Source organism: Nocardia sp. NPDC058176 (assembly GCF_042883805.1).
Taxonomy (GTDB): Bacteria; Actinomycetota; Actinomycetes; order Mycobacteriales; family Mycobacteriaceae; genus Nocardia.
The window spans coordinates 127,445-145,754 of the sequence record NZ_JBHVVA010000007.1 but is presented as its reverse complement, the minus strand read 5'-3'; the positions used below and the strand labels follow the sequence as shown (position 1 = coordinate 145,754).

Here is an 18,310-nt window from a genome sequence, read left to right as displayed (position 1 = left end):
CCGTCGTCGCATGCCACTGCGTGCCGACGACGGCCGCGGATTCTGGTCCGAGGCTGTTCACCAGATCGTGCAGCGCACGGTACTGCTGGTCGAGCGAGACGTCGGCGAACTGCTCTCAGCCTCTACCGAGCCAGTTGGTAGCGCGGTTACCGCCGTCGGATTCACCCTCGGCGACAGGAGTGCCATCCGGCCAGCGTGGTACGGCGATTCGCGGGACTCCGAAGAACGAGGAGATAGCGGACAACGCACAGTCGAGGCAATTGTTGTCCCGGCCATCCACTTCTGTGCCACCGTCATTCAAGACACCGGCGACCGTGCCGGACGCTCGGACCAGCCCATCGGCCGACCACACGCTCACCGGCTCCGCGGCCTGCTGGGCGGCCAGCAGGACCGATTTCTCGGCCGTGAACGAATCGAGCACGCCGCATCGACTCGCCACCCACCTGATCCGTTCGACCGAGGCGAGCTGTCGGCTCGGCATGCCCGCCCCGATATCGTCGTCACGATCTATGCACCGACTGGTGAGCGCTTCGGTGTCTTCTCGACCAGCGCGGAGGCCGCGGGATCCGTCGCGGCCGGGTTGTGCGTATCAAAGAGTGGGGGATCGGTGTGGTGAGCTTGCTACCTGCTGAGGTGCCGTATGTCGGACGACCGGCGGACGTACCTGCGTTGCAGGGCCGCTGGGGGCAGGCGAAGTGGCTGCTTCGTCTGGCGTTTGTGGTGATTCCGTTGATCATTGTGGCGGGGTGCGGGTACCTGGCCGGGATACCGTCCGGCCATCCGGTGGTGTTGCTCGCCGCTGTGGGCGGTGCCGCGGTGCCGGGTGTCGCCGGGGTGGTGTGGTTGCGACGCCGGGGTTTGCGGAATTGGTCGCGGTGGACGCTGTCCGCACTCGGTTTCGGGCTCTTGCAGGTGGCGGTTGGAGTCGGCGCCGGTCTCGGTGCTGACGTCATGGTCGGCGGGCCCGGGTTGTCGGCTGCGCTGTTGGTCCCCGGTGGACTCGGGCTGTCCTTGGCCGCCGCCCTTACCGCGGGGTTCGCATCGAAACGGATGCTGCGCCCACTCGTTCCCGAGCTGGGCGCGATCGACCAGGAGGTCCTGCTCGCCAGACAGACGGCCTTCCTGACGGACTTCATCCCACGCCTGGGCCGAGTCCGGCAGGTGACAACCGTCGCGATGGCAGACCGTATCCAGGTCCTGCACATCGACGGCAACACCCAGCTGGACCGGACAACCGAATCGATCCCCTACACCGAAATCGCAGCGGCACATCCGATCACACTCACCGCCGACCACCGAGCCCACCCATGGTTCATCTCGGCGAGCGGCTACCCCTGGTACCCCACCGGCGACCGCGCGATCAGAATCAACACCGGCCACCGCGCCACCAACCTCCTGATCCCCACCACCGACGCCGACGTGATCGCCGACATCATCAACACCCGAGTCCGCCGAGCGAAACAAGTTCGGCGCTGAGCCGGACGGCGCACGCGCACCGGCGGCGAAGTTCGCTGGCGGGCTATTTGGCCGCGGCGACCAGATAGGGGTCGAGTTTGTCGAGGATGTAGGGGACGGAGAGGGCGGTGGGCTGGTTGACGGCGCTGATCTCCTGGGTGGTCAGGAAGATGACCGCGTCCTTCTTGACGGCGGGGAGGTCGGAGTAGCCCGGGAGCTGGCGGTATTTCTCGTCCATGCCGGGGGAGTAGCCGGCGAGCAGGAGGTCGGCGGTGAGTTCGTCGACGCGCTCGGGGGACAGGGCGAGGCGGCCCTGGTTGGACGGTTGGGCGGTGAGGTTTGCGGGGATCGTCATGCCGAGCTGGGCGAAGACCTTGGCCGAACCGTCGTTCGGGTCGGTGAGCACCATCAGCTGGGACGGGCTGGCCAGCCAGGTGCTGGCGAAGGTCTTGCCCGCCAGGCCGGGGTTGGCCGCGGCGATGCCAGCGATCTTGTCGTCGACCTTCTTGATCACCGCGTCCGCGTCGGACTCCTTGCGCAGCACCTTGCCCAGTGCGGTGACCTGCTCCTGCCACGGCGTCACGGCATCGGCGGTGAGCGCGGGCAGCGTCGGGGCGATCTTGGACAGTTCGTCGTAGGTCTTCTGATCGGCGATGAACGGGTCGACCAGGATCAGGTCCGGCTCGAGCGCGGCCACCTGCTCGGCGACATTGCCCGTGGTGCTGAGCGCCTTGGACTGGTTGACGCTCTCGGGTTCCCACGGCGGGATGGTCTTGGACACCGCGGCGACATTGTCGATGTGGCCGACGGGCACGACGCCGAGCGCCAAGGTGGTGTCGAGCCACTGGTTACCCAGCGCGACGATCTTCTCCGGGGTCCCGTTCACCGTCGTCTCGCCCTTGGCATGGGCAATGGTGACCGCCTCGCCACTCGTCTCGGTGTCCTCGGTGGAGCCGCACGCGGTCAGGCCGACGGCGAGTGCTCCTGCCAGCACGGCGACCGCCGCTCGTCGCCACATCCGTGCGGTGCGAACAGGCGTCATGATGTCTCCTCCGGGGGTCGAATCAGCCAAGGCTAACCTCCCCGACCCGCAGTGATGTGCATCTTGGCAACAAGCTCGCCGGACCGGCATCGATCAGGTCGACTTCCCCTGAGTCGGAGCTAGTCTGGGTAGCCGGAACCGTGACCGGCCGGGTGTCCTACCGATCGTCCGGCGCCATCGCCGGACTTTTCGTCCTCGACTCCGACTTCGCCGCGAAGAACTGAACCTTTCGGTAAGCCGCTGCGGCCTCCCTGGATACGCACGCCCGGCGAACCGGCCTCCGCCGGGTTAGACTTCGCCGAATTTCGGCACGCGGCAGGTGATGAGGAGCTCGGTGGAAACATCTAGGGACTGGGCGAACGAGGTTGTAGAAACCCTGAAATGGCTGGTGATCGCGTTCTCGATCACCGTGGTCGTGTTCACGGTCATCGTCGCGCTGCTGCTGCGGTTCACCAACTGGGGTCGCCAGTTCTGGCGCATCAGTGGCGGATTCTTCAAGGGCCCGGACGCGTGGAAGACCATCGCGTTCTACGGCGTGCTGCTGCTGATGGCACTGTTCACCGTTCGGATGAACGTGCTGTTCAGCTATCAGGGCAACGATCTCTACACCGCGTTGCAGGTCGGCGGATCGGCTCTGTCGCAAGGGGATACGGCCACGCTGGAGGAGGCCAAGTCCGCCTTCTGGAACGCGGTCGTGCTGTTCGCCATCCTGGCGACCATCCATGTCGTGCGCGCGTTGACGAACTTCTTCCTCGGCGAGGCCTTCGACATCCGGTGGCGCCTGTGGTTGACCGAGCACGTCACCACCGACTACCTGCAGGGCCGGGCCTACTACCGGGGCCGCTTCATCGATGACACCATCGACAACCCGGATCAGCGTATCCAGATGGACATCACCAGCTTCGTCCAGTCGTCACGGACGTTGTCGATCGGCGCGGTGAGCGCGGTCGTCTCGGTGGTCTCGTTCACCCAGATCCTGTGGGACCTGTCCGGGCCGCTGACGCTGCTCGGCGTGGAGATCCCCCGCGCGATGATGTTCATCCTGCTGATGTTCGTGCTCGTCACCACCATCATCGCGTTCTGGATCGGCCGCCCGCTGATCCGCCTGAACTTCCTCTACGAACGCGTGACGGCCAACTTCCGCTACGCGCTGGTTCGCCTGCGGGACAACGCCGAGAACGTCGCTTTCTACAACGGTGAAGGGGTCGAGCGTCGCGGTCTGCTCGCTCGATTCGCCGCGGTGATCAGCACCTACTGGCAGTTGGTCTTCCGGAACGTGAAGTTCCTCGGCTGGAACCTGTCGGTCAACCAGACCGCGGAGATCTTCCCGCTGCTCATCCAGGCGCCGCGCTTCTTCGACGGGTCGGTGTCACTCGGCGGCATGACGCAGACGGCCTCGGCCTTCCGCGCCATCCACGATTCGCTGTCGTTCTTCCGTGAGGCCTACGACGACTTCGCCGCCTACCGCGCCTCACTGATCCGGCTCGACGGCCTGTTGATCGCGAGCGAGCAGTCCCGCGACCTGGCCAAGATCACCACGGTCGACCTCGCCGACGCGGTCTCGCTCGACAAGATCGGCGTGCGGACCCCGGACGGCACGGGCCTCATCGACGACCTGAACCTGAACCTGACCGCAGGCGACGCACTGGTCATCAAGGGGCGTTCCGGCAGTGGCAAGACCACGCTGCTGCGCGCGCTGGCCGAGATGTGGCCGTATGTCGACGGCGAGTTCGGCAGGCCGGGCGGCACCGAGAGCCTGTTCCTCTCGCAGATCCCGTACCTGCCGCTCGGCGACCTGCGCACCGCGGTCGCCTACCCGGCCCAGCCCGACGATCTCGGCGACGACGCCCTGCGCGAAGCGCTCACCAAGGTCCACCTCGGCCACCTGGTCAACCGGCTCGACGAGGAAGCCGACTGGGCGAAGATCCTGTCCCCGGGTGAGCAGCAGCGACTGGCGTTCGCCCGCATCCTGTTGATCAAGCCGAAGGCCGTGTTCCTCGACGAGGCAACCTCCGCGGTGGACGAGGGTCTCGAGTACTCGCTCTACGACCTGATCCGCACCGAGGCCGCCGACACGATCCTGGTCAGCGTCGCCCACCGCAGCACCGTCGACCAGCACCACACCCAGCGCCTGGAACTCGAGGGCGAAGGCGCCTGGAACCTCGCGCCGATCAACGCCTGATCGAAGTGTGCCCGGCGACAACCTGTCGCCGGGCACACGGCAGTGCCTCTGGCGACCGGCAGCCCTCGCAGGCACACTGGTGTGGATCAGGCCGGGGAATCAGGGGCGGCCTGCGGATCATCCGAGGGGGCCTTCGATGACGCGGATGCGGATCGTCGCAGTTCTGTCCGAATACAGTGCGGCGGCGCGTGCTGCGATGCCCGACGAGCCCGGCGCGAGGTCTCTGGCGCGGTGGCGGAGGGAGTTCGACGGCTCGCTGCACGGGACGGTCGCCGGTCCGGACGGGCGGTGGCACGAGATCTCGTTGGCGGCGATCGAGGGATTGTCCGTCGATACGCACATCGATGTGACCTTCGTCCGCTCACGGGCGGATGGATCGTTCGGCGAGTTCCCGGCCGACTGGGTGGTGCTGAAGGAAGTGGACGCCCCGCCCGGTGAGTTCCCGTTCGGGTAGGACCCCCGATTTGGGATGACCTGGGGGTTCACCTACACTAGACCGGTTGCCTGCGGTAGCTCTGCGTCCGCAATCCGGCAGTGAACCCCCAGTGGTCGTGAAAAACCGCTGGCAGGCGCGCGTCCGGAGGGTGACTGACCATGTGCGTCGGGTCGGCAATCCGGCGTACGTATACATCCAGGTCCAGGAGGTGCTGAAGTGATTCAGCAGGAGTCGCGACTGCGCGTCGCCGACAACACCGGAGCGAAGGAAATCCTTTGCATCCGCGTGCTCGGTGGCTCGTCGCGTCGCTATGCCGGTATCGGTGACATCATCGTCGCCACCGTCAAGGACGCCATCCCCGGCGCGAACGTCAAGAAGGGCGACGTCGTCAAGGCTGTCGTCGTGCGCACCGTCAAGGAGCGCCGCCGTCCGGACGGTTCCTACATCAAGTTCGACGAGAACGCTGCCGTGCTGATCAAGCCGGACAACGATCCTCGCGGCACCCGCATCTTCGGCCCCGTCGGCCGTGAGCTGCGCGACAAGCGCTTCATGAAGATCGTTTCGCTGGCCCCGGAGGTGCTCTGACCATGAAGGTGCACAAGGGTGACACCGTCCTCGTCATCTCGGGCAAGGACAAGGGCGCCAAGGGCAAGGTCATTCAGGCCTACCCGGCGACCGGCAAGGTTCTCGTCGAAGGCGTGAACCGGATCAAGAAGCACACCGCGAACTCGACGAACCAGCGTGGTGCGTCCTCGGGTGGCATCGTGACCCAGGAAGCCCCCATCCAGGTTTCCAACGTCATGGTCGTCGACTCCGATGGTAACCCGACTCGCATCGGCTACCGCACCGACGAAGAGACCGGCAAGCGGGTTCGGATCTCCCGTAAGAACGGGAAGGACATCTGACATGACCACCTCTGAGCAGACTCAGCCCCGGCTGAAGGCGCGCTACCGCGCCGAGATCAAGGACGCGCTGAACGGCGAGTTCGAGTACGCCAACGTGATGCAGATCCCGGGCGTCGTCAAGGTCGTCGTGAACATGGGTGTCGGTGACGCCGCCCGTGACGCGAAGCTGATCAACGGTGCCGTCAAGGACCTCGAGCTGATCACCGGCCAGAAGCCGGAGATCCGCAAGGCCACCAAGTCGATCGCGCAGTTCAAGCTCCGTGAGGGCATGCCGATCGGCGCCAAGGTCACCCTCCGTGGCGACCGCATGTGGGAGTTCCTCGACCGCCTGGTCTCCATCGCGCTGCCGCGTATCCGCGACTTCCGCGGCCTGTCGCCGAAGCAGTTCGACGGCAACGGCAACTACACGTTCGGCCTCAGCGAGCAGTCGATGTTCCACGAGATCGACGTGGATTCCATCGACCGCCCGCGCGGTATGGACATCACCGTGGTGACCACGGCGACCAACAACGAAGAAGGCCGCGCGCTGCTGAAGCACCTCGGCTTCCCGTTCAAGGAGAACTGAGCACATGGCTAAGAAAGCACTGCGCATCAAGGCCGAGGCCAAGCCGAAGTTCGCGGTCCGCGCCTACACCCGCTGCCAGCGTTGCGGTCGCCCGCACGCGGTCTACCGCAAGTTCGGCCTGTGCCGCATCTGCGTTCGCGAGATGGCCCACCGCGGCGAGCTGCCGGGCGTGCACAAGAGCTCCTGGTGAGCCCGCGCTCCTCGTGAGCGCTGCCGCCTAGGCGAATACCCCACGAAGACACGGACTTCCGACGGAAGTCCGTGTCTTCGTGCGTTCAGGCGGTGTGGTGTCGCCACTCCGCCCATGCCTCGTCGAGCAGGGGTGCGACGGCTTCGTAGGTGTCCCAGGTGTCCGGGGCGTGGTAGATCGTTTCGTGGCGGGCGATCTCGGGGATGTACCCGTAGGCGCGGAGGTACTGCGGGTAGGCGGCGGCGGTGAAGGCTTGGCCGCGGGGGTTGAGGTCGCTGAGGTTCAGTTCGCCGCAGCAGTGGTCGAGGAGGTAGCGGCCGGGGGTTTTGGTGCGGTTGAACAGGGCCGCCAACTCCGGTCGGGTCCGTTCCCCGGGTTCTCCCCAGATGGCCATGGTCGGTGAGTGCAGGTTGTTGGCGACGGCCCAGGCGTAGAACATGCCGATGTGGGTGGCGGCCGCGTCGCCGTCGAGGCCCAGCTCCGATGTCGTATCCGAATGCCAGCTGCAGTCGTCGTAGGTCATGTGGATCCCCCTCGTGATTCGTGTCCTCGAAGACTAGGTTCGCCCTCCGACAGAGTTACGAGCGGCGCGTGTGCGCAGGTGGTTTCGACGGGGTTTTCCACGTATTGGATGAAATGTTTGCATTTCACTCCCTGGCGGGTGGGGTGTGGTGTTCGCTGTGCGGATGAAGAAGATCGTCACCGCCGCAGTCATGTCCTGTGCGCTTCTCGGGGCGCCCGCTGTCGCCTCTGCCGCTCCCGTCGCGACCGCCCCCGTCGTGGCCGCACCCATTGCCGAGTCCGGGTCGGCACAGCTGGGCTCGTCGAAGGGTGGGTCGGGGTCGTCGGAGACGGCGCTGATCTGCTCGCCGATCGCGCAGTTGTTGTTCTCCACCGGCAGTGTGGAGAAGCCGCCGCTGTACGACCTGCTCTGCCTGTTCGTGTAAACCGTCGCGTGCTCCGCTGACGTCGATCAGTCGAACGGTGACCGGTCGATGTCGCAGCCGGTGCCCTCGGGTGGCAGTTCGCCGGTGAACAGGTAGTCGCGCTTGACGCGTTCGGCGCAGGTGCTGGCCACGTACATCGTGCTGTGGCCGGCACCCTCCACCACCACTACCCGGGCGTCGGCCAGCTGGGCGGCACCCGCGTAGGCGCCGTGCAGGGGAGTGGCCGGGTCGAATCTGCTGTTCAGGACCAGGATCGGGGCGGCGGTCGGGCGATTCCACGGGCCGGTGTAGCGGTCGGCGTCGGATGCCGGCCAGAAGGCGCAGGGGGTGGCGTTGAAGACGGCGGTGCGGCCGAACCAGGGCACGCGCACGTCCTCGATGGCCGCGACCCGGCTGTAGACGGCGGGGTCGGTGGGGACGGCGCTGTCGGCGCACTGGATGGAATAGAACGCCTCGACGCGATTGTCGACGGGTTCCTCGGGGAAGTCGGCGTCGGGGACAAGAGCGGGTGGCAGCGCGGTGGCGGCGTTGAACAGCTTCTGCAGCAGGGCGGCCAGGTCGGGATAGAACTCGGGCCGGGCCAGGCTGCCCGCCGCGGTGACGATCTGCTGGTAGGTCAGCGGTTCGCCATCGACGACGATGGGCGCGATCCGGGCTCGTTCGGCGACGGCGATCCACTTGAGCTTCGGATCACCCTCGCCGAAGGCGCAGCGGGGGCCGGCGGCCGCGCAGTCGCGCAGGAACGCCTCGAAGGTCTCGGCCATGGCGTCGGCCACGCCCTGCCTGGTGTCCAGCGGCAGGTCACCGCTGACATTGCCCGCGAAATCCAGCGAACCGTCGAACGCCATCGCTCGCACCCGGCCGGGGAACATGTTGGCGTAGATCGCGCCGAGCTGGGTGCCGTAGGAGATGCCGTGGTAGGTCAGGGCGTCGTCGCCCACCGCGCGGCGCAACAGATCGAGGTCGCGGGCGGTGTTGGCGGTGGAGGCGTGGTTCAGGATCGGGCCCGCGTGCTCTCCGCAGCGCGCGGCGATGTCGGCGGAGCGGGCGAAGAACTCCGGTTCGTCTCGTGGATCGGTCGGGATGCCGGGGAAGCTCGCCAGGTACTCGGACTGCTCTTCCGGCGAGGAGAAACAGCTGGTGGGGGCGCTGCGGGCGACCGAACGCGGGTCCCAGGACACCAGGTCGAACCGGGCGCGCAGCTCCGCGGAGAACAGCCACGGCCACTGCGCCCGCTCTCTGAGCCGGTCGACGCCGGACGGGCCGGGGCCGCCGAAGTTGACGAACAGGGTGCCGATCCGGCGATCCGGGTCGGTGGCGGGCAACTTGATCACCGCCAGGTCGATCTGGGCGTCGCGCGGGTGGTGGTAGTCGAGTGGCACCCTTGCCATGGCGCAGGAGAAGCCCTCCGAACAATCCGCCCAGCTCAGGGCCGGGGTGTCGGCGGCATCGGCGAGCTGATCGAGGTGCGGATCGGGCGCGGCCGTCGCGGGCGCGGGCGAGCCGATGACCAGTGCGCCGACGCCGAGCAGGACCGCGAACACGCTGGTCAGGCTGCGGCGAGTTCCACGGCGCGTAGTGCGCGAATACAACTGCCGAGCCTCCCGTACGGATCCGACGAACCCCGCGAAGCTACCACATCGATAGCCAGGCTCACGATCGCAAAAGGCAAGGTGCCGAACAGGATTCACAGGAACGCGGCTCGGGCGATCGACCCCGATTTTGGCGTGACCACGGGGTTGTCTACACTAGAGCGGTTGCCTGGGCACATCTGTGTCCGCCGACGCCTCGCAGTGATGCGCGGGCGGGCGGACGGTCCGGGCACCGAGAGCTCGTAACGAGAACTCATCCGGTCGGTAAGTGCCGACCGGACCAGCCGAATTGTTGTAGGCCCACGGCCGGTGCGTGAGAACGCGCCGGTGCTGCATGGGAACCGCAGCGAGAAAGGTGTCGAGGTCTAACCATGACCATGACTGATCCGATCGCGGACTTCTTGACACGTCTGCGCAACGCCAACTCGGCGTACCACGATCAGGTGAAGGCTCCCCACTCGAAGATCAAGGTGAACATCGCCGAGATCCTCAAGCGCGAGGGTTACATCGCCGATTACCGCACCGAGGACGCGACCGTGGGCAAGTCCCTCGTCGTCGATCTGAAGTACGGCCCCAGCCGTGAGCGCAGCCTGCAGGGCCTGCGTCGCGTCTCGAAGCCGGGTCTGCGTGTGTACGCGAAGTCCACCAACCTGCCCAAGGTCCTCGGCGGCCTCGGCGTGGCGATCATTTCCACGTCGACCGGTCTGCTCACCGACCGTCAGGCGGCCAAGCAGGGCGTGGGCGGCGAAGTCCTCGCCTACGTCTGGTAAGGGAGGACTACTAATGTCGCGTATTGGTAAGAAGCCCGTCGAGATTCCGGCCGGCGTCGATATCACGATCGACGGCCAGGTCGTCACCGTGAAGGGGCCCAAGGGCACCCTGTCGCACACCGTGGCCGAGCCGATCACCGTCACCAAGGGTGAAGGCAACGAGCTGGAGGTGGCCCGTCCCAACGACGAGCGCGCCAACCGTTCGCTGCACGGCCTGTCCCGCACCCTGATCGCCAACATGATCGAGGGTGTCACCAAGGGCTACGAGAAGAAGATGGAAATCTTCGGCGTCGGTTACCGCGTTGCCGCCAAGGGCTCGAACCTCGAGTTCGCCCTCGGCTACAGCCACCCGGTCCCGATCGAGGCCCCGGAAGGCATCACCTTCGCGGTGGAGTCGCCCACCAAGTTCTCTGTGTCCGGTATCGACAAGCAGAAGGTCGGCCAGATCTCCGCTGTGATCCACGGACTGCGTAAGCCCGACCCGTACAAGGGCAAGGGCATCCGCTACGCCGGCGAGGTCGTTCGCCGCAAGGTCGGAAAGACGGGTAAGTGATCATGGCGCAAACTGCAAACCAGAAGGCCAAGCGGATTCCGCTGGGCAAGGACGCATCGACGAAGCGTCGTCTGTCGAAGACTCGCCGTCACTTCCGTCTGCGCAAGAAGGTCGAAGGCACCACCACGCGTCCGCGCCTGGTGGTCAACCGCTCCTCGCGGCACCTGCACGCTCAGCTCGTCGACGATTCGGTCGGCAAGACCATCGCCGCCGCGTCCTCGATCGAGGCCGACGTGCGCGCGCTGGAGGGCGACAAGTCCGCCAAGGGTGCCAAGGTCGGTCAGCTGATCGCCGAGCGCGCCAAGGCCGCGGGCATCGACACCGTCGTGTTCGACCGTGGTGGTCACGACTACCACGGCCGTATCGCGGCGCTGGCCGATGCCGCTCGTGAAGGCGGGTTGAAGTTCTGATGACTGTTATTTCGAACGGAAGGAACGTCTGATGCCGGGACGTCAGCGGCGTGACGGCGGCAACGGACCCGCCGGACAGAACACCAACAGCAGCGGTGGCCCCGAGGGCAACCGTCGCGGCGGCGGCGATCGTCGCGGTGGCGGCGACCGTCGGGACAACGCTGCCGAGAAGAACCAGCTCGAGCGCGTGGTCGCGATCAACCGCGTCTCCAAGGTCGTGAAGGGTGGTCGTCGCTTCAGCTTCACCGCCCTCGTGATCGTCGGTGACGGCAACGGTCTGGTCGGCGTCGGCTACGGCAAGGCCAAGGAAGTTCCCGCGGCCATCCAGAAGGGTGTCGAGGAGGCTCGCAAGAGCTTCTTCCGCGTCCCGATGATCGGCTCGACCATCACCCACCCGGTTCAGGGTGAGGCGGCGGCCGGTGTCGTCATGCTGCGTCCGGCTTCGCCCGGTACCGGTGTGATCGCCGGTGGCGCGGCGCGTGCCGTGCTCGAATGCGCCGGTATTCACGACATTCTGGCCAAGTCGCTCGGTAGCGACAATGCGATCAACGTCGTTCACGCGACGGTTGCCGCGCTCAAGCTGCTCCAGCGTCCCGAAGAGGTTGCCGCGCGTCGTGGTCTCCCCATCGAGGATGTCGCTCCGGCGGGCATGCTGCGTGCGCGGGCGGGACAGGGAGCCTGACATGGCAGATCTCAAGGTGACCCAGATCAAGAGCACGATCGGCGCCAAGGCGAACCAGCGCGACAGCCTGCGGACCCTCGGCCTGCGGAAGATCCGCCAGTCGGTGGTTCGTGAGGACAACGCTCAGAACCGCGGTCTGATCAACGTCGTGCGCCACCTCGTAACAGTTGAGGAGGTCTGACATGACCATCAAATTGCACCACCTGCGTCCCGCTCCGGGTTCCAAGACCGAGAAGACCCGTGTGGGTCGCGGTGAGGGTTCCAAGGGCAAGACCGCCGGTCGTGGTACCAAGGGCACCAAGGCGCGCAAGAACGTCCCCGCGGCGTTCGAGGGTGGCCAGATGCCGCTGCACATGCGACTGCCGAAGCTGAAGGGCTTCACCAATCGCTTCCGGGTCGAGTACCAGGTCGTGAATGTGGGTCGCATCGCCGAGCTGTTCCCCGAGGGCGGCACGGTCGGTAAGGCCGAGCTCGTCGCGGCCGGCGCCGTTCGCAAGAACGAGCTGGTCAAGGTTCTCGGCGACGGCGAGATCGGTGTCGCGGTCCAGGTGACCGCCGACAAGGTGACCGGCTCCGCCAAGGAGAAGATCGCCGCCGCCGGTGGCACCGTCACCGAACTGGCCTGACGGTACTGTAGTCAACAGCGGACACCGGACGAGTCGAGAGCTCGTCCGGTGTCACTGTTAGAGTCTCACCAAGTGTTGTCTGCCAAGCCCGTCATCGGCTGACGTTTCCGCACTACCCGCTATGGGGTTAAGCCGCATGGCATGACCATGTCGTTCGCCAGGAGGATTTGTGCTTTCCGCCTTCGTATCGGCCTTCCGGACTCCGGACTTACGGCGGAAGATTCTCTTCACGCTGGGGTTGATCGCGCTGTACCGGTTGGGTGCCGCGCTGCCGTCCCCCGGCGTCGATTACCGCGCGGTCCAAGACTGCGTGAAGCTGGTCTCCGGCGGTGAGAACGCCGGTATCTACCAGCTCATCAACCTCTTCTCCGGTGGTGCGCTGCTGCAGCTGTCGGTGTTCGCGATCGGCATCATGCCGTACATCACCGCGAGCATCATCATCCAGCTGCTGACCGTCGTCATCCCGCGCTTCGAGGAGCTGCGCAAGGAAGGCCAAGCCGGCCAGACCAAGATGACGCAGTACACCCGGTACCTGTCGATCGCGCTCGCGGTCCTGCAGGCCACCGGCCTCGTCGCGCTGGCCGCGCGTGGTCAGCTGCTGCAGGGCTGCCAACAGGACATCCTCGCCGACACCAGCATCTTCGGCATGGTCATCATCGTGCTGGTGATGACCGCCGGTGCCGCGCTGGTCATGTGGTTCGGCGAGCAGATCACCGAGCGCGGTGTCGGCAACGGCATGTCGCTGCTCATCTTCGCCGGTATCGCCGCGCGCATCCCGCTCGACGGCAAGCAGATCCTCGACACCCGCGGCGGCATGGTCTTCGGCCTCGTGTGTGTCGGTGTGCTGGCGATCATCATCGCGGTGATCTTCGTCGAGCAGGGTCAGCGCCGGATCCCGGTGCAGTACGCCAAGCGGGTGGTCGGCCGCAAGATGTACGGCGGCTCGTCGACCTACCTGCCGCTGAAGGTCAACCAGGCCGGCGTCATCCCGGTGATCTTCGCGTCCTCGCTGCTCTACCTGCCCAACCTGATCGCTCAGCTGACCTCGTCGAGTACCACGACGGATCCGAGCTGGTGGCAGGAGATCATCCAGAAGTACCTGGTGAACCCGTCGAACCCGGTGTACATCGCCATCTACTTCGGTCTGATCGTTTTCTTCACCTACTTCTACGTCGCGATCACCTTCAACCCGGAGGAACGCGCGGATGAGATGAAGAAGTTCGGCGGCTTCATTCCGGGCTACCGTCCCGGCAAGCCGACCGCCGACTATCTCAACTACGTCCTGAGCCGCATCACCCTGCCTGGCTCGCTCTACCTCGGCGCGGTCGCCGTGCTCCCGAACGTGTTCCTCGACATGGGTAATTCGGGTGCGGTGGCGAACATGCCGTTCGGCGGTACCGCGGTGCTCATCATGGTCAGCGTCGGTCTCGACACGGTCAAGCAGATCGAGAGCCAGCTGATGAATCGAAATTACGAAGGGTTCCTCAAGTGAGAGTTGTTCTGCTCGGGCCGCCCGGTGCCGGTAAAGGTACTCAGGCCGTTCTGCTGTCGGAGAAGCTGGGCGTTCCGCACATCTCCACCGGAGACCTCTTCCGCGCGAACATCAGCCAGCAGACCGCTCTCGGTCGCGAGGCACAGAAGTACATGGACGCCGGCGACCTCGTGCCGAGCGATGTCACCAACCGCATGGTCGAGGCCCGCGTGGCCGAGCCCGACGCGGCCAACGGGTTCGTGCTCGACGGCTACCCGCGCACGGTCGACCAGGCCGACGCGCTGAAGAAGATCCTCGAGCACAACGGCACCGCGCTCGACGCCGTGCTGTGTTTCGTGGTCGCCGAGGACACCGTGGTCGAGCGCATGCTCGCCCGTGGGCGCGCCGACGACACCGAGGACGTCATCCGCAACCGGCTGCGGGTCTACCGTGAGGAGACCGAGCCGCTGCTCGAGTACTACGATGGTCTGGTCGTGACCGTCGACGGCATCGGTGAGGTCGACGAAGTCAACGCGCGGGCGCTTACCGCCCTCGGTCAGTAACCACCGATCGGAGTACTGAGGCCGGATGGTCTTCAACCGTAAGAAGAAGGTCGTGCCGTTCCGTTCGGCGGGCGAGCTGGATGCCATGGCGGCAGCCGGCGCGATCGTCGGACGGGCGCTCGTCGCCGTGCGCGCGGCGGCGAAGCCCGGCGTGTCGACGCTGGAGCTGGACGAGGTCGCCGAGCAGGTCATCCGTGACGCGGGCGCCGTCCCGTCGTTCAAGGGCTACCACGGCTTCCCCGGCTCGATCTGTTCTTCGGTGAACGACCGGGTGGTCCACGGGATCCCCTCGGCGAAGGACATCCTCACCGAGGGCGATCTCGTCTCCATCGACTGTGGCGCCATCCTCGACGGCTGGCACGGCGATTCCGCGTGGACGTTCGGCGTCGGCAACATCATCGAGGCCGACGCGCTGTTGAGCGAGGCGACCAAGCTGTCGATGGAGGCCGGTATCGCGGCGATGCTGCCCGGTAACCGTCTCACAGATGTCTCGCACGCCATCGAGCTCGGCACCCGCGCCGCCGAGAGCGCGCACGGTCGTGCCTACGGCATCGTCGACGGGTACGGCGGTCACGCCATCGGCCGCGAGATGCACATGGATCCGTTCCTGCCGAACGAAGGCGCTCCCGGCAAGGGGCCGCGCCTGGTGGTCGGTTCGGTGCTGGCCATCGAGCCGATGCTCACCCTCGGCACCACCGAGACCAAGACCCTCGACGACGACTGGACCGTCGTCACCACCGACGGCACTCGTGCCGCGCACTGGGAGCATAGCGTGGCCGTCACCGAGGACGGTCCGCGCATTCTCACGCTCCGCCCGGAGTAGTCCGCACGAACTTTCGGCCCGGTCAGCCTTCCAAGAGGATGGTGACCGGGCCGTCGTTCGTCAGGGTGATCTGCATGTGGGCGCCGAATCGGCCGGTGGCCACCGTGGCGCCGAGTTCGCGGAGCGCGGCGGCGTAGGCGTCGACCAGCGGTTCCGCGAGCGAGCCGGGGGCGGCGGCGTTCCAGGACGGGCGGCGGCCCTTGGCGGTGTTGGCGTAGAGGGTGAACTGGCTGACCACCAGGATCGGGGCGTTCAGATCGGCGGCCGAGCGTTCGCCGTCGAGGATGCGTAGTCGCCAGGTCTTGTCGGCCAGCGCTTTCGCGGTGGTCTCGGTGTCGGTGTGGGTCGCGCCGACCAGGGCGAGCAGGCCGTGCGGACTGCCCACCTGCGCCGGGTTGATCGCGCCGACCACCTCGTCGTCCACACTCACCTGGGCGCTGGTCACCCGCTGCAGCAGTACTCGCACAGTCACCGATCATGCCGGGTGGTGTGGCCCGGCGCCGGTCCGGGTCAGTCCTTGCCGAAGAACAGGATGTTGGCCCCGAAGTCGGTGAGCGGGCCCTTCTCCGCGGCCTGGCGGATGCCACTGCCCGGGAGTTCGGTCACCTTCGCGAACATCGAGGCATTGCCGAAGGCGGCGCGCACCTGGGTCTCGGAGGCGTAGTCGGCGCCGTAGTCGGCCAGCGTGGCGAAGTCCAGCGGAGCCAGTGGCGCGTCCAGCGGTGCCTGCCCGGCCGGACGGCCCAGCGCCGCGTACTGGGTGGCGACGCCGTTGTCGTAGAGGCACAGCTCGTAGGAGATGTTCTCGATGGTGGCGACGGTGAGCACCGGCCACTTCTCCGAAAGGCGGGTCGCCAGGGGATGTTTGGCGAGCGCGCCGATCTCCCAGTTCAGGCTCTTCACCGAAATCCAGCTGCCGGACGCCTTCTCGACGAGCACCACATCGGCACCGAGATCGATCGCCGAGTTGGTGACCGGTTCCTTGACGCCCCAGTGCTTTTCGTGCACCCCGGCGAACCGTCCCGCGTCGACCGGCTCGGCACCGTCGCGGGCGTACGCGGCGACGATGGCGGCGCGCACCTGTTCGAGCGCGTCCGGCGCCGAACAGCGCACCGCGATCGCGCCGTAGGTCGCCGAGATCTCGACCGGCCGCGACGGCGGTTCCGGCATGGCACCCGCCGCCAGCGGCTTGAGCCCGACCAGCGCGAGCCGCCAGTTGATCTCGTCGATGGTGGCCAGGTCGCCGCCCGACTGGTACAGAATCTGCTGCTGGGTCAGCCGCCCGGCCCGCTCCAGCGTCGTCGCGCCCAGCTTCACCAGCGCCTGGGTGGTCTTGAGGGTGAGATCCAGCTCCTCGACCCGGGTTTCGCGCAGCTGTGCCGTCGCGGCCGCCGAGGTCACCTCCGAGTACAACGCGCGATAGCTCGCGATCGCCTGCTTGCGCGAGCGCCCGACCATCATCGTGCGCAGCAGGGTACTGAGACTGGCCAGGTACTTGCCCGGCTGCTCGGGCGAGCGCGCGTACATCGCGGCCCGGATCCGCACCGCCGATTCGGTGGCCGCCACCGCCGCGTCGTGATCGAGCCGCATCAGCCAGACGCCACACTTGGACAGGCCGTCGGCGCACATGGCCGAGACACCGGGGTAGTCCTGGGCCACCTGCCGATACGCCGAGCAGGCACTGCGAATGGTGTTGGTCGCCAGCTGACGATGGCCGACCAGCCTGGTGGCCTGCTCGAACAGGCGCAGCGCGTCCTGCAGCGCACCGGCGTATTCGTAGCTGACCCAGCCCTCGACCAGCCAGTGCAGCCGGATCGCGACCGCCTCCTGCGCGGGTTCCAGGGACTCCGCGGTCCGGTCCCGGCCGGAGGGGTCGTCCCTGGTGGCGAGTAGTCCCTGCGCCAGCTCGGTCAGTGATCCGGCCAGCCGTAGGTAGTCCTCGGGGGTCTGGCTCCGGGTCTGGCTGCGGTCGGCCGCAACGCGCCGTTCGAGGCCGCTCAAATCGGTCATGAGCAGTTCCATCGCGACGTCAACCTGAGCCCCATCATCGTTCGTGCGTGGTCGTTGCCAGCGACCCGGTTACTGATCCACCGAGTCTGCCACAGTTGACGCGGCGGCGCGGTCGAGGTGCGAATGTGGTTGTGCACAGTAGTCAGTTCTACTGTGGGCCGGTCGTTCTCGTCCCCTGCATGCGGATCGTTAGCGTGGCATACTTGCCACGTATGCCACCGATGGTGAAGGAGGGTCGCGATGGCCAGCGATGAGGTCGAGCTCGACGAACACCTGTTTCGCAGGGCTGCTGCCAAGACCGGACACGCGCAAGACCGGATCACCGGGATCTTGGAGACGCTGGGTGGGGTCGTCGCCAGCAACGACGGTTGCTGGGGTTCCGACAAGATCGGTACCACTTTCGCCAACGGTGAAGATGGCAAGGGTGGCTACATCAAGTCGGCCAAGGCGCTGACCGAGAACGGGGACGCGATCGCCACCTCGCTGGGCAACATGTCCGAATCGCAGTCCAAATCGGCCGAGTTCATTCACAACATGGAGCTCGACAACGAAGCCGGACTTCGCTGACAAGGTATTCGGATAAATGTCGAACGAGCGTGCAAAGGCCGAGATGGCCGACATCCTCGAAGGTGTGCAGGAACAAATGCGCACCATCGCGCGATTGCAGCAGGAACGTGCCGAAATGATGGCCAGCGCCACCGTGCGCAGGCAGGTCACGGTAACGGTGAACGCCGACAACGTGGTGATCGAGACGAAGTTCGGCCCCGATATCGAGGACCTCACCCTCGCCGAGATCGCCAAGGCGGTCACCGAGGCGGCGCAGCAGGCTGCGGCGGAGATGGCGCGCAAGACCAGCCAGCTGCTCGAACCGTTGAACGACCAGCGGGCGAGGATGCCGAAGCTCTCGGATCTGGTGCCCGGCATTCCCGACATCAGTGCCCCGGAACCGGTGATGGCGCCCACGACGGCCCCGAATTCCCGTGTGCACCAGCAGGATTCGGCTGACGATCTGCCGATGGAATTCTCCGGGACAGTCGACATGAAGCCCGACCGAGGCGGTTCGGTAACCGACTCGAGCTGGTGAACTC

At 66.4% G+C, this 18,310-nt stretch carries 25 protein-coding genes; 19 read left to right on the top strand and 6 right to left on the bottom strand.

From position 1 onward, the window contains the following. Positions 1 to 115: 115 nt before the first annotated feature. Complete coding sequence (locus ACFVVM_RS28830; protein ID WP_387624650.1) at positions 116 to 481, bottom strand: toxin glutamine deamidase domain-containing protein; 366 nt, start codon at positions 479 to 481, stop codon at positions 116 to 118. Positions 482 to 729: 248 nt separating this feature from the next. Between ACFVVM_RS28830 and ACFVVM_RS28825 the strand changes: the two genes are divergently transcribed. Beyond that, on the top strand, positions 730 to 1,476 hold the full coding sequence (locus ACFVVM_RS28825; protein ID WP_387624647.1) for a hypothetical protein: 747 nt from the start codon (positions 730 to 732) through the stop codon (positions 1,474 to 1,476). Between the two features lie 43 nt (positions 1,477 to 1,519). Here ACFVVM_RS28825 and ACFVVM_RS28820 read toward each other — a convergent pair whose 3' ends face one another. Further along, entirely contained in the window at positions 1,520 to 2,497 is a 978-nt protein-coding gene (locus tag ACFVVM_RS28820; RefSeq protein ID WP_387624644.1) for an ABC transporter substrate-binding protein, read from the bottom strand. 322 nt (positions 2,498 to 2,819) lie between these two features. On the opposite strand from ACFVVM_RS28820, the gene ACFVVM_RS28815 reads away from it, so the two are divergent. The 6 genes from ACFVVM_RS28815 (at position 2,820) to ACFVVM_RS28790 (ending at position 6,775) form a co-directional block, all read left to right on the top strand. Beyond that, positions 2,820 to 4,679 (top strand): ABC transporter ATP-binding protein/permease, encoded by a 1,860-nt coding sequence (locus tag ACFVVM_RS28815; protein WP_387624641.1) that lies wholly within the window; start codon positions 2,820 to 2,822, stop codon positions 4,677 to 4,679. Between the two features lie 145 nt (positions 4,680 to 4,824). Next, positions 4,825 to 5,133 (top strand): hypothetical protein, encoded by a 309-nt coding sequence (locus tag ACFVVM_RS28810; RefSeq protein ID WP_387624638.1) that lies wholly within the window; start codon positions 4,825 to 4,827, stop codon positions 5,131 to 5,133. 198 nt (positions 5,134 to 5,331) lie between these two features. Continuing rightward, positions 5,332 to 5,700: a 50S ribosomal protein L14 gene (gene rplN, locus ACFVVM_RS28805; protein WP_043647623.1), complete on the top strand. Its 369-nt coding sequence runs from the start codon at positions 5,332 to 5,334 to the stop codon at positions 5,698 to 5,700. A 2-nt stretch (positions 5,701 to 5,702) separates the two neighbouring features. Then, complete coding sequence (rplX, locus tag ACFVVM_RS28800) at positions 5,703 to 6,020, top strand: 50S ribosomal protein L24 (protein WP_387624635.1); 318 nt, start codon at positions 5,703 to 5,705, stop codon at positions 6,018 to 6,020. Position 6,021: 1 nt separating this feature from the next. Beyond that, positions 6,022 to 6,585 (top strand): 50S ribosomal protein L5, encoded by a 564-nt coding sequence (gene rplE / locus ACFVVM_RS28795; protein ID WP_056818389.1) that lies wholly within the window; start codon positions 6,022 to 6,024, stop codon positions 6,583 to 6,585. 4 nt (positions 6,586 to 6,589) lie between these two features. Continuing rightward, positions 6,590 to 6,775, top strand: coding sequence for a type Z 30S ribosomal protein S14 (locus ACFVVM_RS28790; RefSeq protein ID WP_056818387.1), 186 nt, complete (start codon positions 6,590 to 6,592; stop codon positions 6,773 to 6,775). Between the two features lie 85 nt (positions 6,776 to 6,860). On the opposite strand, the gene ACFVVM_RS28785 is transcribed toward ACFVVM_RS28790, so the two are convergent. Further along, a complete protein-coding gene (locus tag ACFVVM_RS28785; RefSeq protein WP_387624633.1) occupies positions 6,861 to 7,298 on the bottom strand; it encodes a hypothetical protein in 438 nt (145 codons plus the stop codon). Between the two features lie 163 nt (positions 7,299 to 7,461). Here ACFVVM_RS28785 and ACFVVM_RS28780 point away from each other — a divergent pair, with 163 nt between their 5' ends. Further along, entirely contained in the window at positions 7,462 to 7,722 is a 261-nt protein-coding gene (locus tag ACFVVM_RS28780) for a hypothetical protein (protein WP_387624630.1), read from the top strand. Positions 7,723 to 7,748: 26 nt separating this feature from the next. Here ACFVVM_RS28780 and ACFVVM_RS28775 read toward each other — a convergent pair whose 3' ends face one another. Further along, complete coding sequence (locus ACFVVM_RS28775) at positions 7,749 to 9,266, bottom strand: alpha/beta hydrolase (RefSeq protein ID WP_387624627.1); 1,518 nt, start codon at positions 9,264 to 9,266, stop codon at positions 7,749 to 7,751. Between the two features lie 419 nt (positions 9,267 to 9,685). Here ACFVVM_RS28775 and rpsH point away from each other — a divergent pair, with 419 nt between their 5' ends. The 9 genes from rpsH to map all read left to right on the top strand — a co-directional run bounded on the left by rpsH (position 9,686) and on the right by map (position 15,212). Next, positions 9,686 to 10,084, top strand: coding sequence for a 30S ribosomal protein S8 (gene rpsH / locus ACFVVM_RS28770; protein WP_071926435.1), 399 nt, complete (start codon positions 9,686 to 9,688; stop codon positions 10,082 to 10,084). A gap of 13 nt (positions 10,085 to 10,097) precedes the next feature. Then, a complete protein-coding gene (gene rplF, locus ACFVVM_RS28765; RefSeq protein ID WP_387624623.1) occupies positions 10,098 to 10,637 on the top strand; it encodes a 50S ribosomal protein L6 in 540 nt (179 codons plus the stop codon). 2 nt (positions 10,638 to 10,639) lie between these two features. Then, positions 10,640 to 11,047 (top strand): 50S ribosomal protein L18, encoded by a 408-nt coding sequence (gene rplR / locus ACFVVM_RS28760; protein WP_387624620.1) that lies wholly within the window; start codon positions 10,640 to 10,642, stop codon positions 11,045 to 11,047. 31 nt (positions 11,048 to 11,078) lie between these two features. Then, positions 11,079 to 11,729: a 30S ribosomal protein S5 gene (gene rpsE / locus ACFVVM_RS28755; protein WP_071926438.1), complete on the top strand. Its 651-nt coding sequence runs from the start codon at positions 11,079 to 11,081 to the stop codon at positions 11,727 to 11,729. 1 nt (position 11,730) lies between these two features. Beyond that, positions 11,731 to 11,910: a 50S ribosomal protein L30 gene (gene rpmD / locus ACFVVM_RS28750; protein WP_071931163.1), complete on the top strand. Its 180-nt coding sequence runs from the start codon at positions 11,731 to 11,733 to the stop codon at positions 11,908 to 11,910. A 1-nt stretch (position 11,911) separates the two neighbouring features. Beyond that, on the top strand, positions 11,912 to 12,355 hold the full coding sequence (gene rplO / locus ACFVVM_RS28745) for a 50S ribosomal protein L15 (RefSeq protein WP_071926439.1): 444 nt from the start codon (positions 11,912 to 11,914) through the stop codon (positions 12,353 to 12,355). A gap of 169 nt (positions 12,356 to 12,524) precedes the next feature. Next, positions 12,525 to 13,847: a preprotein translocase subunit SecY gene (gene secY, locus ACFVVM_RS28740; protein ID WP_387624616.1), complete on the top strand. Its 1,323-nt coding sequence runs from the start codon at positions 12,525 to 12,527 to the stop codon at positions 13,845 to 13,847. Further along, a complete protein-coding gene (locus ACFVVM_RS28735) occupies positions 13,844 to 14,389 on the top strand; it encodes an adenylate kinase (protein ID WP_387624613.1) in 546 nt (181 codons plus the stop codon). Before secY ends, ACFVVM_RS28735 begins: the two co-directional genes overlap by 4 nt. 25 nt (positions 14,390 to 14,414) lie before the next feature. Beyond that, positions 14,415 to 15,212, top strand: coding sequence for a type I methionyl aminopeptidase (map, locus tag ACFVVM_RS28730; RefSeq protein ID WP_387624610.1), 798 nt, complete (start codon positions 14,415 to 14,417; stop codon positions 15,210 to 15,212). Between the two features lie 22 nt (positions 15,213 to 15,234). On the opposite strand, the gene dtd is transcribed toward map, so the two are convergent. After that, positions 15,235 to 15,678 (bottom strand): D-aminoacyl-tRNA deacylase, encoded by a 444-nt coding sequence (gene dtd, locus ACFVVM_RS28725; RefSeq protein ID WP_387624607.1) that lies wholly within the window; start codon positions 15,676 to 15,678, stop codon positions 15,235 to 15,237. A gap of 44 nt (positions 15,679 to 15,722) precedes the next feature. Next, positions 15,723 to 17,222 carry a hypothetical protein gene (locus ACFVVM_RS28720; RefSeq protein WP_387624604.1) on the bottom strand — a complete coding sequence of 500 codons (1,500 nt, stop codon included), beginning with the start codon at positions 17,220 to 17,222 and terminating at the stop codon, positions 15,723 to 15,725. A 240-nt stretch (positions 17,223 to 17,462) separates the two neighbouring features. On the opposite strand from ACFVVM_RS28720, the gene ACFVVM_RS28715 reads away from it, so the two are divergent. Both ACFVVM_RS28715 and ACFVVM_RS28710 read left to right on the top strand, forming a co-directional pair. Continuing rightward, positions 17,463 to 17,789 carry a hypothetical protein gene (locus ACFVVM_RS28715; RefSeq protein WP_387624602.1) on the top strand — a complete coding sequence of 109 codons (327 nt, stop codon included), beginning with the start codon at positions 17,463 to 17,465 and terminating at the stop codon, positions 17,787 to 17,789. Between the two features lie 16 nt (positions 17,790 to 17,805). Next, entirely contained in the window at positions 17,806 to 18,306 is a 501-nt protein-coding gene (locus ACFVVM_RS28710; RefSeq protein WP_387624599.1) for a YbaB/EbfC family nucleoid-associated protein, read from the top strand. Positions 18,307 to 18,310: the final 4 nt, after the last annotated feature.